The following is a 24,384-nucleotide window of genomic DNA, read 5'->3' on the forward strand; positions in this document are numbered from 1 at the left end:
CTTTATCGGCGCTTGGGTGAAAAGGGAGGAGGGGCGAGGTCTCCCACGGTCTGTACTGCGCTAACAGTCAGAAGCTGGCTTTGTCCCTCCTCCTCCCTTCAAGTCTAACCATACAAGCTGGCTTGCCGGCGATTGGGCTGCAAAGCAGCCCCGGCTATCTCAAGTTGGAATGAGTTCGATCAGGCAGCACCGCCCCTGCACATCCAGCTCCAGCAACGCTTCGTTGCCCTCCAGCCGCAGGCAGTCATACAACCCCAGCCGTTGCGCCTCACGCCCAGCCAAGGCCACCTCGACCTGATTACAGGCCGCAAACAGCAACACCGTCGACGCCGAGGTGTACATTCGCTGGGTACCGTCCAGCCACTGCAACCGCGCCCGGTAACGCTGCGGCGCATAGATCAGGTTGAAATCCCGAATCGCACCGCCCAGCAACCTGCAACTGACCTGGCTCTCGCCACTGAAGGCAAATGCATCGCAGGCCAGCAATGGCCGGCTGGCCTGGCCGTCCACCACCAGGCGCATGCCGTCGCCCTGCAGCACAGTGATGATCCGCTGGTAACCGGCAAACGTGGAAAAGCCGCCCGAGTCCTCGATATCGGCGATCGACAGGCGCCAGCCGAAGCCGTCCAGGCCTTCGCCGCTGTCGCGGGTGATTTCTTCAGTGAAACCGCCACCGTTCTTCCATGGCATGCGCGGGTAATCCTGCGCGCGCAACACCTGCAATTGGCTCATTTGCTGAAACGCCCCTCCAGGCGATGACGGGATCCGGGGTGGATCAACCGCGCGGCAGTCACCGGCTGGCGACCCGACCAGGTGCGGCGCCGAATCAGCAGGCAAGGCTCGCCCCGCTCGATCTGCAACAGCCGGCATTCCTCCGGCTCGGCGAGGATCGCCTCGACCACGTGCTCGCCTTCGGTCAAGGGCGCGACCTGGGACAGGTAGGCGTAGGGCGTCTGCCGGGTGAAATCCTGCTTGAGGTAGTCGGGGGCGATCGCCGCATTGACGTAACGGTCCTCGATCTGCACCGGCACGCCGTTCTCGAAATGCACGATCAGCGAATGAAACACCCGCTGGCCCTCGCGCATGTCCAGGGCCAGGGCGCGCTCGGAGCCGGCCGCTTCCTCGGTGAGCGTGATGACCTGACACGTATGCTTGTGGCCACGGGCGGCAATTTCGTCGGCGATGTTGTTGACCTCGAACAGCGCCGACCGGCCTTTGGGCTCAGCCACGAAAGTGCCCACCCCTTGCATGCGCACCAGCAGGCCTTCGGCCGTGAGTTCACGCAGGGCGCGGTTGATGGTCATGCGACTGAAGCCGAGCTCGTTGACCAGCTCGCTCTCCGAGGGGACCCGGTGATGCGGCGGCCAGCTGCCGTTGTCGATCTGCTGGACGATCATCTGTTTGACCCGCGCATACAGCGGCGCCGGGCCCTCGCCCATCTGGGCAACCAGCGCGGAGACAGGAGGTGTCGGCACGGCGTTGGATCCTTGTGCAAATGTAATGGGCGGTAGCTTGCCGCAGTTTACCCGGCAGGCAAACGCCTGTATATGTATATACAAGCTAACAATAACAGGATTCGCATTATGCCCGCCTACTTCGCCGAACGTGCCCTGCTGCCCAGCGGCTGGGCCCGCCATGTCCGCATCGAGGTCGCCGGCGATGGCTACGTGGCCAGTATCGAGCCAGGGGCTGCGCCCGAGGGTGCCGAACGGCTCGCCGGGCCCTTGCTGCCCGGCATGCCCAACCTGCACTCGCATGCCTTTCAGCGCGCCATGGCAGGGCTGGCCGAGGTTGCTGGCAACCCCAACGACAGCTTCTGGACCTGGCGCGACCTGATGTACCGGCTGGTCGGCCAGATCAGCCCAGAACAACTGCAGGTCATTGCCCGCCAGCTGTACATCGAGATGCTCAAGGCCGGCTACACCGCGGTCGCCGAGTTTCACTATGTGCACCATGACCAGGCCGGCAAGCCCTACGCCGACCCCGCCGAGTTATCCCGCCGCATCAGTGCGGCCGCCGCTGACAGTGGTATCGGCCTGACCTTGTTGCCGGTGCTGTACAGCCATGCCGGGTTCGGCGGCCTGGCACCGAACCACGGCCAGCGGCGCTTTATCAACACTACCGACCAATACCTGCAACTGCAGGCGCAACTGGCCCCCGCGCTGGCCACACAGCCCGCGCAGCGCCTGGGCCTGTGCTTCCACTCGCTACGGGCGGTGGCGCCGGCGCAGCTCGCCGAAGTGCTGGCGGCCAGTGACACGCAAGCACCGGTGCATATCCATATCGCCGAGCAGCAGAAGGAAGTCGACGACTGCCTGGCCTGGAGCGGCCTGCGGCCCCTGCAGTGGCTGTATGAGCATGTCGACGTCGACCGGCGCTGGTGCCTGGTACACGCCACCCACGCAGCACCCGACGAAGTGGCAGCCATGGCCCGCAGCGGCGCGGTGGCAGGCCTGTGCCTGACCACTGAAGCCAACCTGGGCGACGGGATTTTCCCGGCCGTGGAGTTCCTGGCCCAGGGCGGGCGCATGGGCATTGGTTCAGACAGCCATGTATCGCTGAGCGTGGTCGAGGAATTACGCTGGCTGGAATATGGCCAGCGGCTGCGTGACCAGCGCCGCAACCGCCTGTATCGGGGTGATCAGCCAATGGTCGGGCGCACCCTGTATGACGCCGCGCTGGCGGGCGGCGCCCAGGCGCTGGGGCAGCCAATCGGCGCGCTGGCCGTGGGCAAACGTGCCGACTGGCTGGTGCTCGACGGGCAGGACCCTTACCTGGCGATTGCCGAGGATGATGCCATCCTCAACCGCTGGCTGTTTGCCGGCGGCGATCGCCAGGTGCGCGATGTGATGGTGAATGGGCAGTGGGTAGTGCGCCAGGGGCGGCACGCCCAGGAGGAACAAAGCCGGGTGGCCTTTGCCGAGGTGCTGCGGCAGTTGCTGGGGTAATGCAGGGCCGTCACCAAGCTTGAGAACTGTGTAGTAGCCGCCGCATTTTCAGCGCCTGTGAGATTGAACGCCGCCCGCGCGGCGCATCGCGAGCTGCGCTCGCTCCTACGTTTTTTTCGGGCCAATTATGCCTGGGGGATTTGCGCGCGAACCCTTTGGCGCATGCCTCAATGTCGCGTCGTATGAACCAGGCGGTCGCGCGCGCATCTCAGAGGCCTCACTGGCCCGAAACAAACGTAGGAGCGAGCGCAGCTCGCGATGCGCCGCGCGGGCGGCGCTCGCTCTAACAGCCGCTGTATATCTTGTGACAAACACCTGTCGGCCCTGATGCAATCCCTGTGTGGCTTGCCGGCGATAAGGCCGGCAATGCTGCCATCAATGCATCTTGACGATCTGCTGGTCGGAAGCGCGCCAGATCAAGCGGCTGGTGTCATAGCCCTGCTGACGGGCCTTGGCCAGCAGGTTCTCGCGCTGCCAGGCCGGCAGGGTCGGCGTGCGTGACAGGATCCACAGGTACTTGCGGTCCGGGCTGCCGACGATGGCGGTGCGATAGTGTTCGTCAACGTACAGAATCCAGTATTCACCCCGCGCCACGCCCGGCACCAGCCTGGTGAACCAGTTATCGAACTCGACCCATAATTTATCGGTATGGCCCGGCTCCTGGATATTGGCATGCCCTTCGGCGCGCAGCCATTCGTCACCCATGGTGCGGCAACGGTTGAGCACTCCGTAGCTGCCATCGGGCTTGAGGTTGTAATGGGCCTCGGACTGTTCGCAGCCCTCCTGGAAGCGCATGGGCAGGCGTGCCAGCTCGTACCATTTGCCCTGGTAACGCTTGAGGTCTACATTGCCGGCGGTTTTCGGCGCCAGCGGGTCATGCACAGAGCCTGCGCAACCGCCCAGCAGCACCGCCAGGCATACCGCCATCAGCAGGTACACACGCCTCATTTGAGGCCCTGCCCTGAGTACATCAATACTTTGTCAGCCGCATACTGCACGCTGATGAAGCTCTTCTCGTCCCCCCAGGTGCAGCTGCTCATGCCCAACGCGCCGGAACATTCGGTCGGCGTGCCGAGCAGCTGCTCGACCTCGGCCTTGCTCATACCGGCCTTGATCTTGGAATAGTTTTCCTGGTTGATCTTGCTGCAGGCAGTCAGCACGACGCACAGCGACAACAGGGCGAGGGAACGCAACGACATTGAAGGACACTCCTGGGAAGATGAGACAGGCGAGTGGCCTGCAGTGACCTTCGACGTGAAAATCCCTCCTTTGTTCCCTTCCCTCCCCCCTATACCCCTACACCATTGGTCGGGTGGCCACTACTGTGCGATTAATCACAAAGCATTAGTTAACGGCCAATAAAAAAGCCGCCCCTTGTAGGGGCGGCCTTGTGTGGCGATGGCCTGCGCAGCAGGGCCCTGCAATCTCAGAACCTGGACCCGGGCTCCAGCAGGAAGTCCATCTCTTCGCTGGTGCTCGGGCGATCCAGCACCAGGTTGCGGTGCGGGAAGCGACCGAACCGGGCGATCACCCGCTGGTGCTGCTCGGCGTAGTCGAGGAAGCCTTCGAACAACCGGCGGCTGGCCTCGGGCTGTTCGCCCAGCAGCACCTGAAAGCGCTCGACGCACAGGTTTTGCCAGTCCAGCACCTCGGCGTGCTCCAGCACCACCAGCACGAATACCCGCTGGATCGGTAGCAGCTGGTAGTCCCAGCCCTTCTGCAGGCCCTGCATGGCCACCACCTGGGCACGCCGGTCACCCTCGAAGGCGCGCGGCGTGTCGCGGTAGATCATGCGTGGCAGCTGGTCGAGCAGCAGCAACAGGCCCAACCAGCCCTGCGGGCTTTGCTGCCACTCGTCGAGCCCGCCGGCCAGGGCCTGCTCCACCAGTTCACCGAACTGCGCATGGGCCTCGGCATCGTGGTGCTTGCCGAACCACAGCGTGCTCTTCTCGTCAGCCACGGCCTGGGCACTGGTGCCCCAACCGAACCACCATTCCAGCAACGGCTGCCAAGGTGCGAGCATGACTTACTCCTTGTGGTAGGCGGTAACGCGCTCGACCTCTTCTTTCGAGCCAAGAATGACCGACACACGCTGGTGCAGGCTCTCTGGCTTGATGTCGAGGATGCGATCGTAACCATTGGTAGAGGCGCCACCGGCCTGTTCGATGATGAACGACATCGGGTTGGCTTCGTACATCAGGCGCAGCTTGCCCGGCTTGCTTGGCTCGCGGGCGTCACGTGGGTACATGAACAGGCCGCCACGGGTCAGGATACGGTGCACGTCGGCCACCATCGAGGCGATCCAGCGCATGTTGTAGTTCTTTTTCAGCGGGCCGGTCTCGCCTGCCAGCAACTCGCCGACGTAGCGCTGCACCGGGGCTTCCCAGTGGCGCTGGTTGGACATGTTGATGGCGAACTCGGCGGTGGTTTCCGGCACGCGGATGTTCTCGTGGGTAAGCACGAAGCTGCCCAGCTCGCGGTCCAGGGTGAAACCCTTCACGCCGTTGCCCAGAGTGAGGATGAGCATGGTCTGCGGGCCGTAGATGGCGTAGCCGGCAGCCACCTGCTGGGTGCCTGGCTGCAGGAAGGCGTTTTCGTTCAGGGTTTCGTTCTGGCTCAGGTACTCGTTAGGGCAACGCAGTACCGAGAAGATGGTGCCGACCGACACGTTGACGTCGATGTTCGACGAACCGTCCAGCGGGTCGAAGACCAGCAGGTAGGCGCCTTTGGGGTACTTGCCCGGAATCTGGTAGGCGTTGTCCATTTCTTCCGAGGCCATGCCGGCCAGGTGGCCGCCCCACTCGTTGGCCTCCAGCAGGATATCGTTGGAAATCACGTCCAGTTTCTTCTGGACTTCGCCCTGCACGTTTTCCGTGCCCATGCTGCCCAGCACACCGCCGAGGGCGCCCTTGGACACGTGATGGCTGATTTCCTTGCACGCACGCGCCACCACTTCGATCAGGAAGCGCAGATCGGCAGGGGTATTGTTGCTGCGGGTCTGCTCAATCAGATAGCGACTCAGGGTAACGCGGGACATGTATGGCTCCGAAAGGATGGGGGAGATGAAAAACCCCCGCAGTTTACAGGGAGAGTTGCAGGCTAGCGAGTGATGAGACTCGCCACGGCACTCTGACGGCACAATAGGTCGGTAGTTCAGCGTGTGCCAGGCCGGTGGTCGGCGCCCGCCTTCTTCACGAGCGAGCCCGTGAAGAAGGCGGTGCAGGCACCTTCAATCCAGCGCCTTCCAGATCTGCGTAGCATATTCGCGAATGGTCCGGTCCGACGAGAACCAGCCCATCCGCGCCGTGTTCAGCACCGCCATGCGCCACCATTGCTCCGGCGTGTGCCACAAGTCCTCGACGCGCTGCTGGGCATCCCAGTAGGCATCGAAATCGGCACATACCAAGAAGCGGTCATAGGCCACCAGCCCATCGATCAAGCCGGTGTAGCGCGAAGGGTCGTCCGGCGAGAACACACCGCTGCGAATCGCCTGCAGTACGTCGTTGAGGCGGTTGGACGCAGCAATCGCCGCCGTGGCGCCAAAATCACCCGCCCGCTTGCGCGCCTCGACCTGCTGGGCGGTCAGGCCGAATATGAACATGTTGTCGGCACCGACCTGCTCGCACATTTCCACGTTGGCCCCATCCAGGGTACCGATGGTCAGTGCGCCGTTCAGGCCGAACTTCATGTTGCTGGTACCCGACGCTTCGTAACCGGCCGTGGAAATCTGTTCGGAGAGGTCCGCAGCCGGAATGATGCTCTCCGCCAGGCTGACGTTGTAGTTGGGCAGGAACACCACCTTCAACTGGCCACGCACGGTCGGGTCGTTGTTCACCACCCGGGCGATGTCGTTGGTCAGCTTGATGATCAGCTTGGCCTGGTGGTAGCTGGCCGCCGCCTTGCCGGCGAAAATCTTCACCCGCGGCACCCAATTGGTGCCAGGGTCGTTGCGCATGGCCTGGTACAGGGCCACGGTATGCAGCAGGTTGAGCAACTGGCGCTTGTACTCGTGAATACGCTTGACCTGCACGTCGAACAGCGCTTCGGGGTTGACCGTGACGCCAACGCGGTCCTGGATGATGCTGGCCAGGGCACGCTTGCTGTGCAGGCGCTGAGCCGCGAACTGCTTGCGGAAACCCGCCTTGTCGGCGAACGGCACCAAACCGGCCAGGCGCCCCTCCGGGTCGTCCTTGAGCTCCGGCCCCAGCGCCTCCACCAGCATGTCGGTGAGTTGCGGGTTGGACTGGTACAACCAGCGGCGGAAGGTAATGCCGTTGGTCTTGTTGTTGATACGCTGCGGATACAACTTGTGCAGCTCGGCGAACACCGTGCTCTTCATCAGCTGGCTGTGCAACGCCGAAACGCCGTTGACGCTGTGCGAGCCGAGGAATGCCAGGTTGCCCATGCGAACTCGGCGGCCGTTGTCTTCCTCGATCAGCGACACCGCCCGCAGCACGTCGAAGTCGTGCAGGCCTTTGGCACGCAGGCTGTCGATATGGTACGCGTTGATCAGGTAGATGATCTGCATGTGCCGCGGCAGCATGCGCTCCATCAACGCCACCGGCCAGGTTTCCAGCGCTTCGGGCAACAGGGTGTGGTTGGTGTAGGCCAAGGTGCCGACGGTCAGCTCCCAGGCCTTGTCCCATGGGATTTCGTGCTGGTCCACCAGCAAGCGCATCAGCTCCGCCACGGCAATGGACGGGTGCGTGTCGTTGAGCTGGATGGCGGCCGCATCGGGCAGGTTGAGCAGCGAGTCATGCTGGTTCAGGTGGCGGCGCAGCAAGTCCTGCAGTGACGCCGATACGAAGAAATACTCCTGGCGCAGGCGCAGCTCCTGCCCGGCCTCGGTACTGTCCGCCGGGTACAGGACCCGCGAAATGCTCTCGGCACGTGCCACCTCGGCCACTGCGCCCAGGTGGTCACCGGCGTTGAAGCGCTCCAGGTGCAGCTCTTCCAGCGCCCGTGCCCGCCACAGGCGCAGGGTGTTGACGCTCGAACCCCGCCAGCCGACCACCGGCGTGTCGTACGCTACCGCACGCACGGTCTCGCCAGGTGACCACACCTGGCGTTGATTGCCATGGTTGTCGTGCACCGTTTCGACGCTACCGCCAAAGCTGATCGGGTAAATCACTTCGGCACGCTCGAACTCCCACGGGTTGCCGAAGTCCAGCCAGTTCTCGGTCTGCTCCTGCTGCCAACCATCGACCAGTGCCTGGCGGAACAAGCCATGCTCGTAGCGGATACCGTAGCCATGGGCGGCAATGCCCAGGGTCGACATGCTTTCCATGAAGCAGGCGGCCAGACGCCCCAGGCCACCGTTGCCCAGTGCGGCATCGGGCTCCAGCAGGCGGATGCGCTCCAGGTCCACGTTCAGGTCTTGCAGGGCCTCTCGGGCGATGTCCAGCAAGCCCAGGTTGCTCAGGCTGTCGTAGAGCAGGCGGCCAATCAGAAACTCCAGGGAAAGGTAGTAGACCCGTTTCTGGCTACGCCGGTAGGCCTGTCGGGTGTGGTCCATCCAGTGGTCGACCATGTGATCGCGCGCGGCCAGGGCGATGGCTTCGAACCAGTCATGGTCGAAGGCGTGCTCCGGGTCCTTGCCAACCGCATAGGTCAGCTTGTTCAGTACGGCAGCGCGAAAATCCGCGACTTCGGCGTCACGAGCTTCAGGTTCCTGGGACATGGGGCATCCTCGGGCAAGTTGACGAAAGCGGAGGGAGAGTGTTCAGACTAGACCCTTCGACAGGGAGAGACAGTTACGGTTCGCAGTTTTCATGCCGACTTGGTGATTCCGGCAAAAGGTTGTTCATAAATTGAACAATTCCGGTATCATCGCGCGCCCCAAGACCGTGATCCGCCCCTTATAAAGATGAAAACGACCCTGATCGCCGCAGCCGAAGTCGACCGCCTGGAGACCTGGCAGCGCTACACCAGCAACATGTGCCATGGCTGCCATTCGACCTGCTGCACCCTGCCGGTGGAGGTGAAGATCAAGGATCTGATCCGCATCGGCGTAGTCGATGAATTCGAGAAAGACGAACCGCCGAAGAACGTGGCCAAGCGTTTGCAGAAAGAAGGCATCATCGAGCGCTTCAACCAGAAGTCAGGCATCTTCACCCTGACCCGGATGAGCAACGACGACTGCATGTATCTGGATCGCAAAAGCCGCCTGTGCACCATTTATGACAAGCGCCCGGACACCTGCCGCAACCACCCCAAGGTTGGGCCGCGGCCGGGTTATTGTGCGTACAAGCCCAAGGTGGTCGGGCGCTAAGCGTTAGCCATCAAGGGCCTCTTCGCGGGCTTGCCCGCTCCCACAGGATCTGCGCGATCCTCAAGGCCTGTGCAGTACCTGTGGGAGCGGGCAAGCCCGCGAAAAGGGCCAACGCAAATTCTGCAAGCATAAAAAAACGCCCCCGGCCTTTCGACCGGGGGCGCTTTCATTCAGCCTGAGCTAACTCAGTTCTTGGCTTTCTTGGCGGCGCGGGTACGCTCGCCTTCGTCCAGGATCTTCTTGCGCAGACGGATCGACTTAGGCGTGACTTCGCACAGCTCGTCGTCCTGGATGAATTCCAGGGCCTGTTCCAGGGTGTGGCGAACTGGCGGTACCAGGGCGATGACTTCGTCTTTGCCCGAAGCACGCATGTTGTCCAGCTTCTTGCCCTTGGTCGGGTTCACGCCCAGGTCGTTGTCACGGCTGTTCAGGCCGATGATCTGACCGTTGTAGATCTCCTGGCCGTGCTCAACGAACAGCTTGCCGCGAGCCTGCAGGGTTTCCAGCGAGTAGGTCAGTGCCTTGCCGGTTTCGACCGACACCAGAACACCGTTCAGGCGGCCAGACATCTGGCCCGACTTCATGGTGTCGTAGCGGTCGAAGATCGAGGTCAAGATGCCTGCACCGTTGGTCAGGGTCAGGAACTGGTTACGGAAGCCGATCAGACCACGGGCTGGAATGTTGTATTCCAGGCGAACACGGCCCTTGCCATCCGGCACCATGTTGGTCAGGTCACCCTTACGCAGGCCCATCTCTTCCATGACCTTGCCCTGGGATTCTTCAGGGATGTCGATGGTGACGTTCTCGAACGGTTCCTGCTTCACGCCGTCGACTTCGCGGATGATCACTTCAGGGCGGCCAACAGCCATCTCGAAGCCTTCACGACGCATGGTTTCGATCAGTACCGACAGGTGCAGCTCGCCACGGCCCGATACCTTGAACTTGTCAGGGGAATCGGTTTCCTGAACGCGCAGGGCCACGTTGTACAGCAGCTCCTTGTCCAGACGGTCCTTGATGTTGCGGCTGGTAACGAACTTGCCTTCTTTACCGCAGAATGGCGAGTCGTTGACCTGGAAGGTCATCGAAACGGTTGGCTCGTCAACGGTCAGCGGCTTCATCGCCTCTACCGCGTCCGGGGCGCACAGGGTGTCGGAGATGAACAGCTCGTCGAAACCGCTGATGCAAACGATGTCGCCAGCCTGGGCTTCTTCGACGTCGACGCGGTGCAGGCCGTGGTGGCCCATCAGTTTCAGGATACGGCCGTTACGCTTCTTGCCGTTGGTGTCGATGGCGACAACCGGGGTGTTCGGCTTGACGCGACCACGGGCGATACGGCCAACGCCGATAACACCGAGGAAGCTGTTGTAGTCCAGTGCGGAGATCTGCATCTGGAACGGGCCGTCACGGTCAACAGACGGTGCTGGTACGTTGTCGACGATCGACTGGTACAGCGCAGTCATGTCTTCGCCCATGGCGGTGTGGTCCAGACCGGCAATGCCGTTCAGGGCCGAGGCGTAGACGACTTTGAAGTCCAGCTGTTCATCGGTGGCACCGAGGTTGTCGAACAGGTCGAAGATCTGGTCCAGAACCCAGTCCGGACGCGCGCCCGGGCGGTCGACCTTGTTGATCACGACGATTGGCTTCAGGCCGGCTTCGAAGGCTTTCTTGGTCACGAAGCGGGTTTGCGGCATCGGGCCGTCCTGGGCGTCGACCAGCAGCAGCACCGAGTCGACCATCGACATTACACGCTCGACCTCGCCACCGAAGTCGGCGTGGCCGGGGGTGTCGACGATGTTGATGTGGTAGCCGTTCCAGTTGATGGCGGTGTTCTTCGCCAGAATGGTAATACCGCGCTCTTTTTCCTGGTCGTTGGAGTCCATGACGCGCTCGTCGTTGAGCTCGTTACGCTCCAGGGTGCCGGACTGACGCAGGAGTTTGTCGACCAGGGTGGTTTTACCATGGTCAACGTGGGCGATGATGGCGATGTTACGCAGATTTTCGATCACAAGTGTATCTCGATCAGAGGATTCGGTTGCCGCCCAGTGTAGGCGGCGAATATGTACTGTTTAAGGCTCAGCGGGCCCGGCGGTCGGGAGGGCGATGGCGGATACTGCCGCCATACAGCCCCGGCGTCTTATGTCGGACGATAAACACGCACATTGGCATGTCCCTCACTGAGCAGGTGGTGTGCGTGCAAACGGCTCATCACACCCTTATCGCAATACAGCAAGTACTGGCGCGTGGGGTCCAGGTGCTTGAACTTGCTGTTGATGGCATAGAACGGCATGGCCTGCACCTCGATACCTTCCAGTACCAGAGGCTGATCTTCCTGGGCGTCGGGGTGACGAATGTCGATGACGATCTGGCCTGGCAGCGCCTCGGCCACTTCCTCGATTTCGATGTCCTTGCCCAATTCATCGATCACGTGGTCGATGGAAATGAACTTGGCGCGCTCCAGGGCGCGCTCCAGCACGGCCATGTCGAACTGCTTTTCTTCGTGCTCCATGCGGTGGCGCTTGGCATGGGTGGTCGGGTTCACCGAGATCACGCCACAGTATTCCGGCATGTGCTTGGCGAAGTCGGCGGTGCCGATTTCGGTGGCCTGGTCGATGATGTCCTGCTTGTGCGTGGCCAGCAGCGGGCGCAGCACCAGCTTGTCGGTGGCCGAGTCGATGATCGACAGGTTCGGCAAGGTCTGGCTCGATACCTGGGAAATCGCCTCGCCGGTCACCAATGCGTCGATCTGCAGGCGGTCGGCCATATGCGCGGCGCCGCGCAGCATCATGCGCTTGAGGGTCACGCCCATGTAGCTGTTGTCGACCTTGTTGAGGATTTCGCCAACCACTTCCTCGAACGGCACGCTGATGAACAGCACGCGCTGGCTGCTGCCGTACTTCTTCCACAGGTAGTGGGCCACTTCCATCACGCCCAGCTCGTGGGCACGGCCGCCGAGGTTGAAGAAGCAGAAGTGGGTCATCAGACCACGGCGCATCATCTGGTAGGCCGCCACGGTAGAGTCGAAGCCACCGGACATCAGCACCAGGGTCTGCTCCAGCGCACCGAGCGGGTAACCGCCAATGCCATTGTGCTGGTTGTGGATCACGTACAGGCGCTGGTTGCGGATCTCGATGCGCACCATCACCTCGGGGTTCTTCAGTGCGATACCGGCAGCGCCGCACTGCTGGCGCAGCTGGCTGCCGACGTAACGGTCGACGTCCATCGAGGTGAAATCATGGTGACCACCGCGCTTGCAGCGCACGGCGAAGTGCTTGCCGGCCAGCAGGTGGCCAAAATGGTGCTTGCACTTGGCGACGATATCGTCGAAGTCACCCAGCGGGTATTCCTCTACCTGCAGGAAATGGGTAATACCCGGGGTGCAGGTGAGGCGCTCGATCATCTCGCGCTGGACTTTCTCGTCTTCGACGCGGGTAACCACTTCGAGGTTATCCCACACACCATCCACCGCAAGCTCAGGGTCGAGGTCCTTGAGCACGTTGCGGATATTCTTGCCGAGCTGGCGGATGAAGCGCTTGCGCACCGGCCGGCTCTTGATGGTGATTTCTGGGAAGACTTTGACGATGAGTTTCATTGGTTAACAGCGCGCGCAGGGCCTGCCGAAAATGAGGGGCGCGAATTATATCGGAAATTGCTCAGGATTTGACCAACTTTTGATCAGAAGCTTTGAGATAAATGTCAGCGCAGGATTTTTTGGTGCCCGTGAGACCGAGCGCCGCCCGCGCGGCGCATCGCGAGCTGCGCTCGCTCCTACGTTTGTTTCGGGCCAGTAACCCCTGTGCCAGGTGCGCGCGACCGCCTTGTTTGTACCGCGCGATAATGAGGCATGCGCCAAGGCGTTCGCGCACAAATCCCACAGGCATAATTGGCCCGAAACAAACGTAGGAGCGAGCGCAGCTCGCGATGCGCCGCGCGGGCGGCGCTCGATCTCACAGGCGATGAAGCCCTCAAAGAAAGCACACCCTCCAGGTCGTGCACCATACCGGTGCACCAATACCAAAATCCGCATCTAAAAAGTGCACATTCCAAGCCCAGCCCCCCGCAAAATGCCTGCAAACGCCCCCTTTTATCCCGCCCTCGCCATTTTCGGGCACTGGCATGCAATTTGCTCCCTTGTGAGGCAGGTAAGCTTGGCCGACTATCCGCGCCCGGCAACACCCTTTTTCCAGGGCAGCGGCCCACCGCGCTCTAGACCATCCGGAGGACAACATGTCGAAGTCGGTTCAACTCATCAAAGATCATGACGTCAAGTGGATTGATCTGCGTTTCACGGACACCAAAGGTACTCAGCACCACGTGACCATGCCGGCGCGCGATGCGCTGGACGAAGACTTCTTCGAAGTCGGCAAGATGTTCGACGGTTCCTCCATCGCTGGCTGGAAAGGCATCGAAGCTTCCGACATGATCCTGATGCCGGTTGACGAAACCGCCGTGCTGGACCCGTTCACCGAAGAACCAACCCTGATCATCACCTGCGACATCGTCGACCCGTCGAGCATGCAGGGCTACGACCGCGACCCACGTGCCATCGCCAAGCGTGCCGAAGAGTACCTGAAGAGCACCGGCATCGGTGACACTGTCTTCGCCGGCCCGGAGCCAGAGTTCTTCATCTTCGACGAAGTCAAGTTCCAGTCGGACATCTCCGGCTCGATGTTCAAGATCTTCTCCGAGCAAGGCTCGTGGATGACCGGCGCTGACGTGGAAGGCGGCAACAAAGGCCACCGCCCAGGCGTGAAAGGCGGCTACTTCCCGGTTCCGCCGTTCGACCACGACCACGAAATCCGTACTGCCATGTGCAACGCACTGGAAGAAATGGGCCAGACCGTCGAAGTTCACCACCACGAAGTGGCAACTGCCGGCCAGAACGAAATCGGCGTCAAGTTCAACACCCTGGTGAAGAAGGCTGACGAAGTCCAGGCGCTGAAATACGTTGTGCACAACGTTGCCGACGCCTACGGCCGTACCGCTACCTTCATGCCGAAGCCACTGTACGGCGACAACGGTTCGGGCATGCACGTGCACATGTCGATCTGGAAAGACGGCAAGAACACCTTCTCCGGCGAAGGCTATGCCGGCCTGTCCGACACCGCCCTGTACTTCATCGGCGGTATCATCAAGCACGGTAAGGCCCTGAACGGCTTCACCAACCCGTCGACCAACTCGTACAAGCGCCTGGTTCCAGGTTTCGAAGCCCCGGTGATGCTGGCCTACTCGGCGCGCAACCGTTCCGCTTCGATCCGCATTCCTTACGTCGGCAGCCCTAAAGCCCGCCGTATCGAAGCCCGCTTCCCGGACCCATCGGCCAACCCGTACCTGGCCTTCGCAGCGCTGCTGATGGCTGGCCTGGACGGTATCCAGAACAAGATCCACCCAGGCGACGCGGCCGACAAGAACCTGTACGACCTGCCGCCAGAAGAAGCCAAGAACATCCCGCAAGTGTGCGGCAGCCTGAAAGAAGCTCTGGAAGAGCTGGATAAAGGCCGTGCGTTCCTGACCAAGGGCGGCGTGTTCTCCGACGACTTCATCGACGCCTTCATCGAGCTCAAGAGCGAAGAAGAAATCAAGGTCCGCACCTTCGTGCACCCGCTGGAATACGAGCTGTACTACAGCTGCTGATCTGATCGGCGCCCGGCGCCGGTGAGCTGATCAAACGGCCTCCCTCGGGAGGCCGTTTTCGTTTCTGCCGTCACTATTTTCGGAAGCGTCCTACCCCCGAGGATCAGCCAACACCGCCACACTCGGGCCTTCACCCTATGCTCTGGAGGTCTGTCATGCGTCATTTCCCCTTCGCCGCAGTGGCTGTATTGGCCCTGACCGGTTGCACTGCAGAAGCCCCGCCGGATACGGCGCTGTCCGCCCTGCTCGACAACATCGAACGGCGCCTGGCCCTGGCTGAAGCCGTGGCGCTGCACAAGTGGGACACTGGCCAGCCCGTGCAGGCAACGCTGCGCGAGCAACAAGTGCTGGCCAATGTCCGTGCTGCCGCACCTGGCCACGGCCTGGCACCACAACGCGCCGAGGCGTTTTTCGCCGACCAGATGGAAGCCAACAAGTTGCTGCAATACACCCTGCTGTCCGACTGGCACCGCGAGGGCGCGGCGCCGCACACGCAACGCCGCGACTTGCAGACTGACATCCGCCCGCAACTGGATGACCTGCAGGGCACACTCCTGCAAAGGCTGGCAGCCTTCGACCGTGAGCCCGGGGCAGGCTGCAGCACACGGCTGGCCAAGGAACTGGCCGGCCGGTCCGCGCCCCAACCACTGCACCAGGCCTTGGTTCGCGCCACCGGTCAATTGTGCGATAAATCCTGAAAGCTCTATGCTCCTTATTGGTGCATTCTTGCGGGCGACGCCCTTGAATGCACCCCAAAAAAGGTCACAAGAAACGTTAAACCAGAACATTCTGGTGCGAATCTGCGCGATTTCGGGTGCTGATCGGACAATTCCGCTTCTTTTCGGAGCTTTGGTTTGTTTCTTGCATTTTATGCACTGAAACTGGAATCAGCGGATTCACTGCGCTCCGGGTTCTGGCTGTACCCTGCCAGACAAGCGCCAAAAGAGGTCAACGACGCCTTATGACCATCAGCGATGCACAGCACCGTCTGCTTCTGGACAACCTGACCACCGCCACGCTATTGCTCAACGGTGAGCTGCGCCTGGAGTACATGAACCCAGCTGCAGAAATGTTGCTGGCGGTCAGTGGCCAGCGCAGTCACGGGCAGTTCATCAGCGAACTGTTCACTGAATCGACCGAGGCGCTCAGCTCATTGCGCCAGGCGGTGGAACAGGCGCACCCGTTTACCAAACGCGAAGCACAACTGACGTCCCTGACCGGGCAGACGATCACGGTCGACTACGCGGTAACGCCAATCCTGCACCAGGGCCAGACCCTGCTGCTGCTGGAGGTGCACCCGCGCGACCGGCTGCTGCGCATCACCAAGGAAGAGGCGCAACTGAGCAAACAGGAAACCACCAAGATGCTGGTGCGGGGCCTGGCTCACGAAATCAAGAACCCCCTCGGGGGCATCCGCGGCGCCGCCCAGCTGCTGGCCCGCGAGCTGCCCGAGGACGGCCTGCGCGACTACACCAATGTGATCATCGAAGAGGCCGACCGCCTGCGCAACCTGGTCGACCGCATGCTCGGCTCGAACAAGCTGCCCTCGCTGGCCATGACCAACATCCATGAAGTACTGGAGCGGGTCTGCAGCCTGGTCGAAGCCGAAAGCCAGGGTTGCATCACATTGGTGCGCGACTACGACCCAAGCCTGCCGGATGTCCTGATCGACCGCGAACAGATGATCCAGGCCCTGCTCAATATCGTGCGCAACGCCATGCAGGCGATCAGTTCGCAGAACGAACTGCGCCTGGGCCGCATCACCTTGCGCAGCCGCGCCTTGCGCCAGTTCACCATCGGCCACGTGCGCCATCGCCTGGTGGCCCGGGTGGAGATCATCGACAACGGCCCGGGCATCCCGCTGGAACTGCAAGACACCCTCTTCTATCCCATGGTCAGCGGTCGCCCGGACGGTACCGGGCTCGGCCTGGCCATTACCCAGAACATCATCAGCCAGCACCAGGGCCTGATCGAGTGTGAAAGCCACGCAGGCCATACCGCCTTCTCGATCTACCTGCCTCTGGAACAAGGAGCCACCGCCTCATGAGCCGAAGTGAAACCGTATGGATCGTCGACGATGATCGCTCCATCCGCTGGGTCCTGGAAAAAGCCCTGCAACAGGAAGGCATGACCACCCAGAGCTTCGATAGCGCAGACGGTGTCATGGGCCGCCTGGCCCGCCAGCAGCCGGACGTGATCATTTCCGACATCCGCATGCCGGGGGCCAGCGGCCTCGACCTGCTGGCGCAGATTCGCGAGCAGCACCCACGCCTGCCGGTCATCATCATGACCGCCCATTCCGACCTGGACAGCGCCGTGGCATCGTACCAAGGCGGCGCTTTCGAGTATCTGCCCAAGCCGTTCGACGTGGACGAGGCGGTTTCGCTGGTCAAGCGGGCCAACCAGCACGCCCAGGAGCAGCAAGGGCTGGACGTGCCACAAAGCCTGGCGCGCACGCCGGAGATCATCGGTGAAGCCCCGGCGATGCAGGAGGTGTTCCGCGCCATTGGCCGCCTCAGCCACTCCAACATCACCGTGCTGATCAATGGCGAGTCCGGTACCGGCAAAGAACTGGTAGCCCACGCCCTGCACCGCCACAGCCCGCGCGCAGCGGCACCGTTCATTGCCCTGAACATGGCCGCCATCCCCAAGGACCTGATGGAGTCCGAGCTGTTCGGCCACGAAAAAGGCGCTTTCACTGGCGCCGCCAACCTGCGCAGGGGACGCTTCGAGCAGGCCGATGGCGGCACCCTGTTCCTCGACGAGATCGGCGACATGCCCGCCGAAACCCAGACCCGCCTGCTGCGGGTGCTGGCAGATGGCGAGTTCTACCGGGTCGGCGGCCACGTGCCGGTCAAGGTAGACGTGCGTATCATCGCCGCTACTCACCAGAACCTTGAGTCACTGGTGCAGGCTGGCAAGTTCCGCGAAGACTTGTTCCACCGCCTGAACGTGATTCGCATCCATATCCCGAGGTTGGCTGACCGGCGCGAAGACATCCCCGCACTCGCCCGCCATTTCCTTGCCCGTGCCGCCCAAGAGCTGGCGGTCGAGCCGAAGGTGCTCAAGCCGGAAACCGAGGAGTTCATCCGCAACCTGCCATGGCCGGGCAACGTGCGGCAGATGGAGAACACCTGCCGCTGGATCACCGTCATGGCCTCCAGCCGCGAGGTACTTATTGGTGACTTGCCGCCGGAGCTGCTGAACCTGCCCCAGGACGCTGCCCCCGTGACCAACTGGGAGCAGGCGCTGCGCCAGTGGGCTGACCAGGCATTGGCGCGTGGGCAATCCAACCTGCTGGACAGCGCGGTGCCAAGCTTTGAGCGGATCATGATCGAGACCGCCCTCAAGCACACCGCCGGCCGGCGCCGCGATGCGGCGCTGTTGCTAGGCTGGGGCCGCAACACCCTGACCCGCAAGATCAAGGAACTGGGGATGAATGTGGCGGGTGGCGATGATGAGGAAGGTGACGAGCACTGAGCGCTAGGTTAACCCTCGAGATCTTTGGGGCTGCTGCGCAGCCCTTTCGCGACACAAGGCCGCTCCTACACGGACCATCTGTGCCTCCGGGCTGATGGGTTACCTGTAGGAGCGGGTTCACCCGCGAAAGGGCCGGGCCTGCGGGCCAGTTTCTGCCAGGCAATGTGCATTGCCGGTACTACCGTATTCGCGGGTGAACCCGCTCCTACATCGATTGATGATGCCGGCCCGGCTCCGCAGGACTGCCGGCCACCCCCGCCCATTGTAAGCGGCCTTGTGCCGCGACAGGGCCGCAAAGTGGCCCCAGCTGTTTCAGCCTTCCGATGCACCGTTCCTGTGCCCGCTGCACCTCGCCAAGGCACAAACCCCCTCAAAAACCGGCCGAATCCCCCTCAAAGCCCAGTATTTCCGGGTTTTGCAAAACTGGCACGCCCCCTGCAATAGCTAATACATACCCAGTTTCGGGGGCCCTGGTACAGGCAGGCCGGGTGAACCCCTCTTTTATTAGCAACACCGCCGTTTTTTGGGGACCTCGGTACAGGCAGGCCGGGCCATCCCCCCTTTACACGCAGTACGCCGTAGCCCTTTTGGGGACCCTGGTACAGGCAGGCCGGGATATCCCCTCTTTTATTCCTGCAGGCTCACCTGCAGCCGCCAGCGCCCAGCGTCTTCTGCACCGGCCCATTGGCCGTGCAGGGGGCGCGCGGCCACCACCGTCAGCAACAACCCCTCCTGGCTGTTCTGCAGCCGCCAGCTTACCGGTTTGCCGTTCAGGCTCAACTGGCCCTGCCGGGCCGTGCCCTGGGCCTGGAACAGCACAGCCACTGTGCCTTGGACGTTCTCGGCATGCAGCTTGGGTTCTTCGTTGAACCACAGCGCCAGCCCATCCGGCAACACCTCTACCTGCTGCAACTGACGCTCTACAGGGGCGGTCAGGCGGCCGATCATCAGCCCCACCATCACCCCGACGATCGCCAGCGACAGCAGCATGCGCGGCAACGCCTTCGAACGCACATCCGGTTCGGGGGTAGAATGCCCGTCATCCTCTTGCTTGGAGCCGTGCATGTTTCACGTCATCCTTTTTCAACCAGAAATTCCGCCGAATACCGGCAATATCATTCGCCTGTGCGCCAACAGCGGCTGCCACCTGCACCTGATCGAACCCATCAGCTTCGAACTGGATGACAAGCGCCTGCGCCGCGCGGGGCTGGATTACCACGAGTATGCCACGCTCAAGCGCCACCAGAGCCTGGCCGAATGCCTGGAAAGCCTGGGCAACCCACGGCTGTTCGCCTTTACCACCAAGGGCTCGCACCCGTTCCACGAGGTCGCGTACCAGCCGGGTGACGCGTTCCTGTTCGGGCCGGAGAGCCGCGGGCTGCCGGCAGAAGTCCTCGACAGCCTGCCCGCCGAGCAACGCCTGCGCCTGCCCATGCGCCCAGGCTGTCGCAGCCTGAACCTGTCCAATACAGTGGCGGTGACGGTGTATGAGGCCTGGCGGCAGAACGGGTTTGCCGGGAGCTGATGTGTAAGCCTGCACTGGCCCTATCGCCGGCAAGCCGGCTCCCACAGGGACCACGTGCGGCTTCCCACACAGCCAACAAAAAAGCGCCCCTAGAGGCGCTTTTCCGATACCGGCAGCAGTTACTGAACGGTTGGCGCTTCGCCGGCTTCCTGCATGCGCTGCATTTCCTGCGCGTACAGGGCGTCGAAGTTGACCGGCGACAGCATCAGCGCCGGGAACGAACCACGGGTCACCAGGCTGTCCAGGGTCTCGCGGGCATACGGGAACAGAATGTTCGGGCAGAACGCACCCAGCGTGTGGCTCATCGAAGCCGCATCGAGGTTGGCGATGAGGAAGATACCCGCCTGCTGCACTTCAGCGATGAACGCGACTTCGTCGCCGTTCTTCACGGTGACCGACAGGGTCAGCACCACCTCATGGAAGTCGCCTTCCAGGGCCTTTTGCTTGGTGTTCAGGTCCAGGGCAACGCTTGGCTCCCAGGTCTGACGGAAGATCTGCGGGCTTTTCGGGGCCTCGAACGACAGGTCGCGCACATAGATGCGCTGCAGGGAGAACTGAGGGCTGTTGTCTTCAGCAGCAGCGCCGTTGGTCTGTTGGTCAGTCATGGCAGATCCTTATCCTAATGTTTTCGAATGCAGTGCAAATCAGGCCGCCAGCAACGCGTCGAGCTTGCCGGCGCGTTCCAGGGCATAGAGGTCATCGCATCCACCGACATGGGTACTGCCGATCCAGATCTGCGGCACCGACGTGCGGCCGGCTTTCTGGGCCATCTCGGCGCGCAGTTGCGGTTTGCCGTCGACCTTGATTTCCTCGAATGCCACGCCCTTGCTCTCGAGCAGGTACTTGGCACGCATGCAGTAGGGGCAGTAGTCGCTGGAATAAACGATGACGGGCTTCATATCACTTCACCAGGGGCAGGTTATCGGCTTTCCAGCTGGAAACGCCACCGCTCAGCTTGGCGGCGTTGTAACCGGCCTTGAGCAGATCGCGGCAAATGCTGCCGGACTGCTGGCCCATCGCGTCGACGACGATCAGGGTCTTCTCTTTGTGCTTGTCCAGCTCGGCCATGCGGTTGGCCAGCTTGTCCTGCGGAATGTTCACCGCACCCACGATGTGACCGGCGGAATACTCCTTGGCCGGGCGGATATCGATCACCAGCGCCTTGTCGGCATTGACCAGGGCAGTCAGCTGACCGTTGCTCAGGCTCTGCCCGCCACGGCGGATTTCATTGATGAGCAGCAGGACCAGCAGAATGAAGAAGATCGCAACCAGGATGTAGTGATCTGTCGCGAATTGAATCAGGTGAGCAACCATCAGCGGTGTTCCAGGCGATTGAAAATGCCGGCCAGTATACACAGCCCCTTGGTACCACCAAAGCCCGACGGGCCGGCCATCAGACCAGTTTCATGGTGCCATTGCGCGCGCGCCGGTCGGGGGATGGGACGATTATTCGCCGCACGTGGCGTATTTGCCCTAAAATGCGTTTCTTTATCATCTTTGAACAACCGTGAGTTTGATTGATGACGAGTACGCCCAAACCCCTGGTCCTGATCATCCTGGATGGCTTCGGCCACAGCGAAAGCCCTGAATACAACGCCATCTACGCCGCTAACACGCCGGTCTACGACCGCCTGCGCGCCAGCCAGCCGCATGGCCTCATTTCCGGCTCGGGCATGGATGTCGGCCTGCCGGACGGGCAGATGGGCAACTCCGAAGTCGGTCACATGAACCTGGGCGCGGGCCGCGTCGTCTATCAGGACTTCACCCGGGTGACCAAGGCCATCCGCGACGGTGAGTTCTTCCAAAACCCGGTGCTCACCGGTGCGGTGGACAAGGCTGCCGGTGCCGGCAAGGCCGTGCACATCCTTGGCCTGCTGTCCGATGGTGGCGTGCACAGCCACCAGGACCACATCGTTGCCATGGCCGAACTGGCCGCGCAGCGCGGCGCGGAAAAAATCTATCTGCACGCCTTCCTCGATGGCCGTGACACCCCGCCACGTAGCGCGCAGTCGTCCATCGAGCTGCTCGACGCCACCTTCGCCAAGCTGGGCAAGGGCCGCATCGCCAGCCTGATCGGCCGCTACTACGCCATGGACCGCGACAACCGCTGGGACCGCGTCAGCGCCGCCTATAACCTGATCGTCGACAGCAGCGCCGAATACACCGCTGACACCGCCGTGGCAGGCCTGCAAGCGGCCTACGCCCGTGACGAGAGCGACGAGTTCGTCAAGGCCACGCGCATTGGCGCAGCAGTCAAGGTCGAAGACGGCGATGCCGTGATCTTCATGAACTTCCGCGCCGACCGCGCTCGCGAGTTGTCGCGCGCCTTCGTCGAGCCCGATTTCACCGAATTCGCCCGTGCACGCCTGCCAAAAATGGCGGCCTACATCGGCCTGACCCAGTATTCGGCGAAAATCCCGGCACCCGCTGCCTTTGCCCCGTCCAGCCTGAACAATGTACTGGGCGAGTACCTGGCAAAGCACGGCAAGACCCAACTGCGTATCGCCGAAACCGAAAAATACGCCCACGTCACCTTCTTCTTCTCCGGTGGCCGCGAAGAGCCATTCGAAGGCGAAGAGCGCATCCTGATCCCATCGCCGAAGGTCGCCACCTACGACCTGCAGCCGGAAATGAGCGCACCGCAAGTGACCGACCGCATTGTCGAAGCCATCGAGCAACAGCGCTTCGACGTGATCGTGGTCAACTACGCCAACGGTGACATGGTCGGCCACACCGGCGTGTTCGAAGCGGCAGTCAAGGCTGTCGAAGCGCTGGACAACTGCGTTGGCCGCATTGTCGAGGCGCTGGACAAGGTCGGTGGCGAAGCGCTGATCACCGCCGACCACGGGAACGTCGAGCAGATGGAAGACGAGTCCACCGGCCAGGCCCACACCGCACACACCACCGAGCCGGTGCCGTTCATCTATGTCGGCAAGCGCAACGTGAAAGTGCGTGATGGCGGCGTGCTGGCCGATGTTGCGCCGACCATGTTGAAGCTGCTGGGGCTGGAAAAGCCTGCCGAAATGACCGGCACTTCGATTCTGGTAGACGCCTGACGGCTGCAAGCTGCAAGCTGCAAGCTGCAAGCGAGAGGTGGCGCGCTTTTTCTTGCCGCTTGTAGCTTCACGCTTGCAGCTGATTCAATTTGCCCGCCCAGGCGGGCATACTAGGCCAGTCTCCATCCTTGGTACGCCAAACCCCATGCTTCGCGCCCTGATCCTCCTAGCCTTGTCATGCCTGCTCAGCCCGGCCTTCGCCGATGAGCGCGCACAGACCCAGCAGCAACTGGACGCCACCCGCCAGGACATTGCCGAGCTCAAGAAAACACTGGGCAAGCTCCAGGAAGAAAAAGCCGGTGTGCAAAAGGACCTGAAAGCCACCGAGACCGATATCGGCAACCTCGAAAAGCAGGTGGAGGCACTGCAGCAAGCGCTAAAAAAGACCGAGGGCGAGCTGGAGCGCCTTGAAACCGAGAAAAAAAAACTCCAGACCGCCCGCGTTGAACAGCAACGGCTGATCGCCATTCAGGCCCGCTCGGCCTACCAGAACAACGGTCGCGAGGAATACCTCAAGCTGCTGCTCAACCAGCAGAACCCAGAGAAATTCGCCCGCACCCTGACCTACTACGACTACATGAGCAAGGCGCGCCTGGAGCAGCTGCGCACCTTCAACGAAACCCTCCGCCAGCTGGCCAGTGTCGAGCAGCAAATGTCTGCCCAGCAGCAGCAGTTGCTGGCCCAGCGTGCCGACCTCGACAGCCGCCGCCAGGCCCTGGAGAGCGAACGCGGCAAGCGCCAGCAGGTATTGGCCAAGCTCAACAGCGACATGAAAGACCGCGACCAGAAGCTCCAGGCCCGTCAGCAGGACCAGGCCGACCTGGCCAAAGTCCTCAAGACCATCGAGGAAACCCTGGCACGCCAGGCCCGCGAGGCTGAAGAGGCACGCAAGAAAGCCTTGCTGGCGCAGCAGGAAGCGGAAAAACGCCGGCAGCAAGAGGCCCTGGCCGCCGCTGCGCGCAACCAGGCGCGCGAGCCTGAAGCGCCGGCAGAGCCGCCGAAAAAGGCCCGTACCACCCTCGGGCCGATGGTTTCCAGCGACGGCGCCAACTACGGCGGTGCATTTTCTGCAGCACGGGGCAAACTTCCTTGGCCAGTCAATGGTCGATTGCTGGCACGCTTCGGCGATGCACGCGGCAACGATGCCCGGGCCAAATGGGACGGCGTGATGATCAGCGCCAACCCCGGCACACAAGTGCGCGCCGTGCACGGCGGGCGTGTGGTGTTCGCCGACTGGTTGCGCGGCGCCGGGCTTCTGGTCATTCTCGATCATGGCAACGGTTACCTGAGCCTGTACGGCCATAACCAGAGCCTGCTGAAAAGTGCCGGTGACATCGTCAAGGCCGGTGAAGCCATATCCACCGTCGGCGACAGCGGTGGCCAGGACGCGGCAGGCTTGTACTTCGCCATCCGCCAGCAGGGCCGGCCTACCGACCCTTCGCAGTGGTGCCGGGGTTAGTCAACTTTCTACGG

22 protein-coding genes are annotated in these 24,384 nt (G+C 62.1%); 9 read left to right on the forward strand and 13 right to left on the reverse strand.

Annotated features, from left to right (window positions below):
* Positions 1–159 precede the first annotated feature (159 nt).
* Positions 160–732, reverse strand: coding sequence for a HutD family protein (locus tag QME24_RS07255; protein ID WP_009683255.1), 573 nt, complete (start codon positions 730–732; stop codon positions 160–162).
* Positions 729–1,439, reverse strand: coding sequence for a histidine utilization repressor (hutC, locus tag QME24_RS07260; protein ID WP_154211989.1), 711 nt, complete (start codon positions 1,437–1,439; stop codon positions 729–731). The genes QME24_RS07255 and hutC overlap by 4 nt, the downstream gene beginning before the upstream one ends.
* 144 nt (positions 1,440–1,583) lie before the next feature.
* Between hutC and QME24_RS07265 the strand changes: the two genes are divergently transcribed.
* Entirely contained in the window at positions 1,584–2,948 is a 1,365-nt protein-coding gene (locus QME24_RS07265) for a formimidoylglutamate deiminase (RefSeq protein WP_192441205.1), read from the forward strand.
* A gap of 375 nt (positions 2,949–3,323) precedes the next feature.
* On the opposite strand, the gene QME24_RS07270 is transcribed toward QME24_RS07265, so the two are convergent.
* The 5 genes from QME24_RS07270 to QME24_RS07290 all read right to left on the reverse strand — a co-directional run bounded on the left by QME24_RS07270 (position 3,324) and on the right by QME24_RS07290 (position 8,628).
* Positions 3,324–3,896: a lipocalin family protein gene (locus QME24_RS07270; protein ID WP_054906161.1), complete on the reverse strand. Its 573-nt coding sequence runs from the start codon at positions 3,894–3,896 to the stop codon at positions 3,324–3,326.
* A complete protein-coding gene (gene bamE / locus QME24_RS07275) occupies positions 3,893–4,147 on the reverse strand; it encodes an outer membrane protein assembly factor BamE (protein WP_009681214.1) in 255 nt (84 codons plus the stop codon). Before bamE ends, QME24_RS07270 begins: the two co-directional genes overlap by 4 nt.
* A gap of 227 nt (positions 4,148–4,374) precedes the next feature.
* Positions 4,375–4,971: a DUF924 family protein gene (locus QME24_RS07280; protein WP_054906162.1), complete on the reverse strand. Its 597-nt coding sequence runs from the start codon at positions 4,969–4,971 to the stop codon at positions 4,375–4,377.
* A 3-nt stretch (positions 4,972–4,974) separates the two neighbouring features.
* Positions 4,975–5,985, reverse strand: a complete 1,011-nt coding sequence (locus QME24_RS07285; protein WP_009681216.1) for a class 1 fructose-bisphosphatase — start codon at positions 5,983–5,985, stop codon at positions 4,975–4,977.
* A 192-nt stretch (positions 5,986–6,177) separates the two neighbouring features.
* On the reverse strand, positions 6,178–8,628 hold the full coding sequence (locus QME24_RS07290) for a glycogen/starch/alpha-glucan phosphorylase (protein ID WP_054906163.1): 2,451 nt from the start codon (positions 8,626–8,628) through the stop codon (positions 6,178–6,180).
* A 186-nt stretch (positions 8,629–8,814) separates the two neighbouring features.
* Between QME24_RS07290 and QME24_RS07295 the strand changes: the two genes are divergently transcribed.
* Complete coding sequence (locus tag QME24_RS07295; protein WP_003249225.1) at positions 8,815–9,219, forward strand: YkgJ family cysteine cluster protein; 405 nt, start codon at positions 8,815–8,817, stop codon at positions 9,217–9,219.
* A gap of 185 nt (positions 9,220–9,404) precedes the next feature.
* Here QME24_RS07295 and typA read toward each other — a convergent pair whose 3' ends face one another.
* Together typA and thiI are read right to left on the reverse strand one after the other, a co-directional pair.
* A complete protein-coding gene (typA, locus tag QME24_RS07300; RefSeq protein WP_009681218.1) occupies positions 9,405–11,225 on the reverse strand; it encodes a translational GTPase TypA in 1,821 nt (606 codons plus the stop codon).
* 128 nt (positions 11,226–11,353) lie between these two features.
* Positions 11,354–12,808: a tRNA uracil 4-sulfurtransferase ThiI gene (gene thiI / locus QME24_RS07305; RefSeq protein ID WP_009681219.1), complete on the reverse strand. Its 1,455-nt coding sequence runs from the start codon at positions 12,806–12,808 to the stop codon at positions 11,354–11,356.
* 635 nt (positions 12,809–13,443) lie between these two features.
* Here thiI and glnA point away from each other — a divergent pair.
* From glnA to ntrC, 4 genes are all read left to right on the forward strand, one after another.
* Entirely contained in the window at positions 13,444–14,850 is a 1,407-nt protein-coding gene (gene glnA, locus QME24_RS07310; RefSeq protein WP_009685006.1) for a type I glutamate--ammonia ligase, read from the forward strand.
* Between the two features lie 155 nt (positions 14,851–15,005).
* Complete coding sequence (locus QME24_RS07315; protein ID WP_182389455.1) at positions 15,006–15,548, forward strand: chorismate mutase; 543 nt, start codon at positions 15,006–15,008, stop codon at positions 15,546–15,548.
* Between the two features lie 263 nt (positions 15,549–15,811).
* Complete coding sequence (glnL, locus tag QME24_RS07320) at positions 15,812–16,897, forward strand: nitrogen regulation protein NR(II) (protein WP_054905873.1); 1,086 nt, start codon at positions 15,812–15,814, stop codon at positions 16,895–16,897.
* On the forward strand, positions 16,894–18,330 hold the full coding sequence (gene ntrC, locus QME24_RS07325; protein ID WP_009685003.1) for a nitrogen regulation protein NR(I): 1,437 nt from the start codon (positions 16,894–16,896) through the stop codon (positions 18,328–18,330). Before glnL ends, ntrC begins: the two co-directional genes overlap by 4 nt.
* Positions 18,331–18,957: 627 nt before the next feature.
* Here the strand turns inward: ntrC and QME24_RS07330 are convergent.
* Positions 18,958–19,395, reverse strand: coding sequence for a hypothetical protein (locus QME24_RS07330; RefSeq protein WP_054905874.1), 438 nt, complete (start codon positions 19,393–19,395; stop codon positions 18,958–18,960).
* Here QME24_RS07330 and trmL point away from each other — a divergent pair.
* Positions 19,394–19,855: a tRNA (uridine(34)/cytosine(34)/5-carboxymethylaminomethyluridine(34)-2'-O)-methyltransferase TrmL gene (gene trmL / locus QME24_RS07335; protein ID WP_009685001.1), complete on the forward strand. Its 462-nt coding sequence runs from the start codon at positions 19,394–19,396 to the stop codon at positions 19,853–19,855. The genes QME24_RS07330 and trmL overlap by 2 nt on opposite strands.
* 119 nt (positions 19,856–19,974) lie before the next feature.
* Here the strand turns inward: trmL and secB are convergent, their stop codons facing one another.
* The 3 genes from secB to QME24_RS07350 are packed head-to-tail and all read right to left on the reverse strand — an operon-like array spanning position 19,975 to position 21,169.
* The gene (gene secB, locus QME24_RS07340) at positions 19,975–20,460 is read right to left on the reverse strand and encodes a protein-export chaperone SecB (protein ID WP_009685000.1); all 486 of its coding nucleotides are present in this window, start codon (positions 20,458–20,460) and stop codon (positions 19,975–19,977) included.
* Positions 20,461–20,499: 39 nt separating this feature from the next.
* Complete coding sequence (gene grxC / locus QME24_RS07345; protein WP_029886544.1) at positions 20,500–20,754, reverse strand: glutaredoxin 3; 255 nt, start codon at positions 20,752–20,754, stop codon at positions 20,500–20,502.
* Position 20,755: 1 nt separating this feature from the next.
* Complete coding sequence (locus QME24_RS07350; RefSeq protein WP_054905875.1) at positions 20,756–21,169, reverse strand: rhodanese-like domain-containing protein; 414 nt, start codon at positions 21,167–21,169, stop codon at positions 20,756–20,758.
* A gap of 206 nt (positions 21,170–21,375) precedes the next feature.
* Between QME24_RS07350 and gpmM the strand changes: the two genes are divergently transcribed.
* Both gpmM and QME24_RS07360 read left to right on the forward strand, forming a co-directional pair.
* Positions 21,376–22,911: a 2,3-bisphosphoglycerate-independent phosphoglycerate mutase gene (gene gpmM / locus QME24_RS07355; protein ID WP_054905876.1), complete on the forward strand. Its 1,536-nt coding sequence runs from the start codon at positions 21,376–21,378 to the stop codon at positions 22,909–22,911.
* Positions 22,912–23,056: 145 nt separating this feature from the next.
* Entirely contained in the window at positions 23,057–24,370 is a 1,314-nt protein-coding gene (locus tag QME24_RS07360) for a murein hydrolase activator EnvC (RefSeq protein WP_029886546.1), read from the forward strand.
* The last annotated feature ends 14 nt before the right edge of the window (positions 24,371–24,384 follow it).

It is taken from the genome of Pseudomonas sp. PARCl1, from assembly GCF_947311875.1.
Taxonomy (GTDB): domain Bacteria; phylum Pseudomonadota; class Gammaproteobacteria; order Pseudomonadales; family Pseudomonadaceae; genus Aquipseudomonas; species Aquipseudomonas juntendi.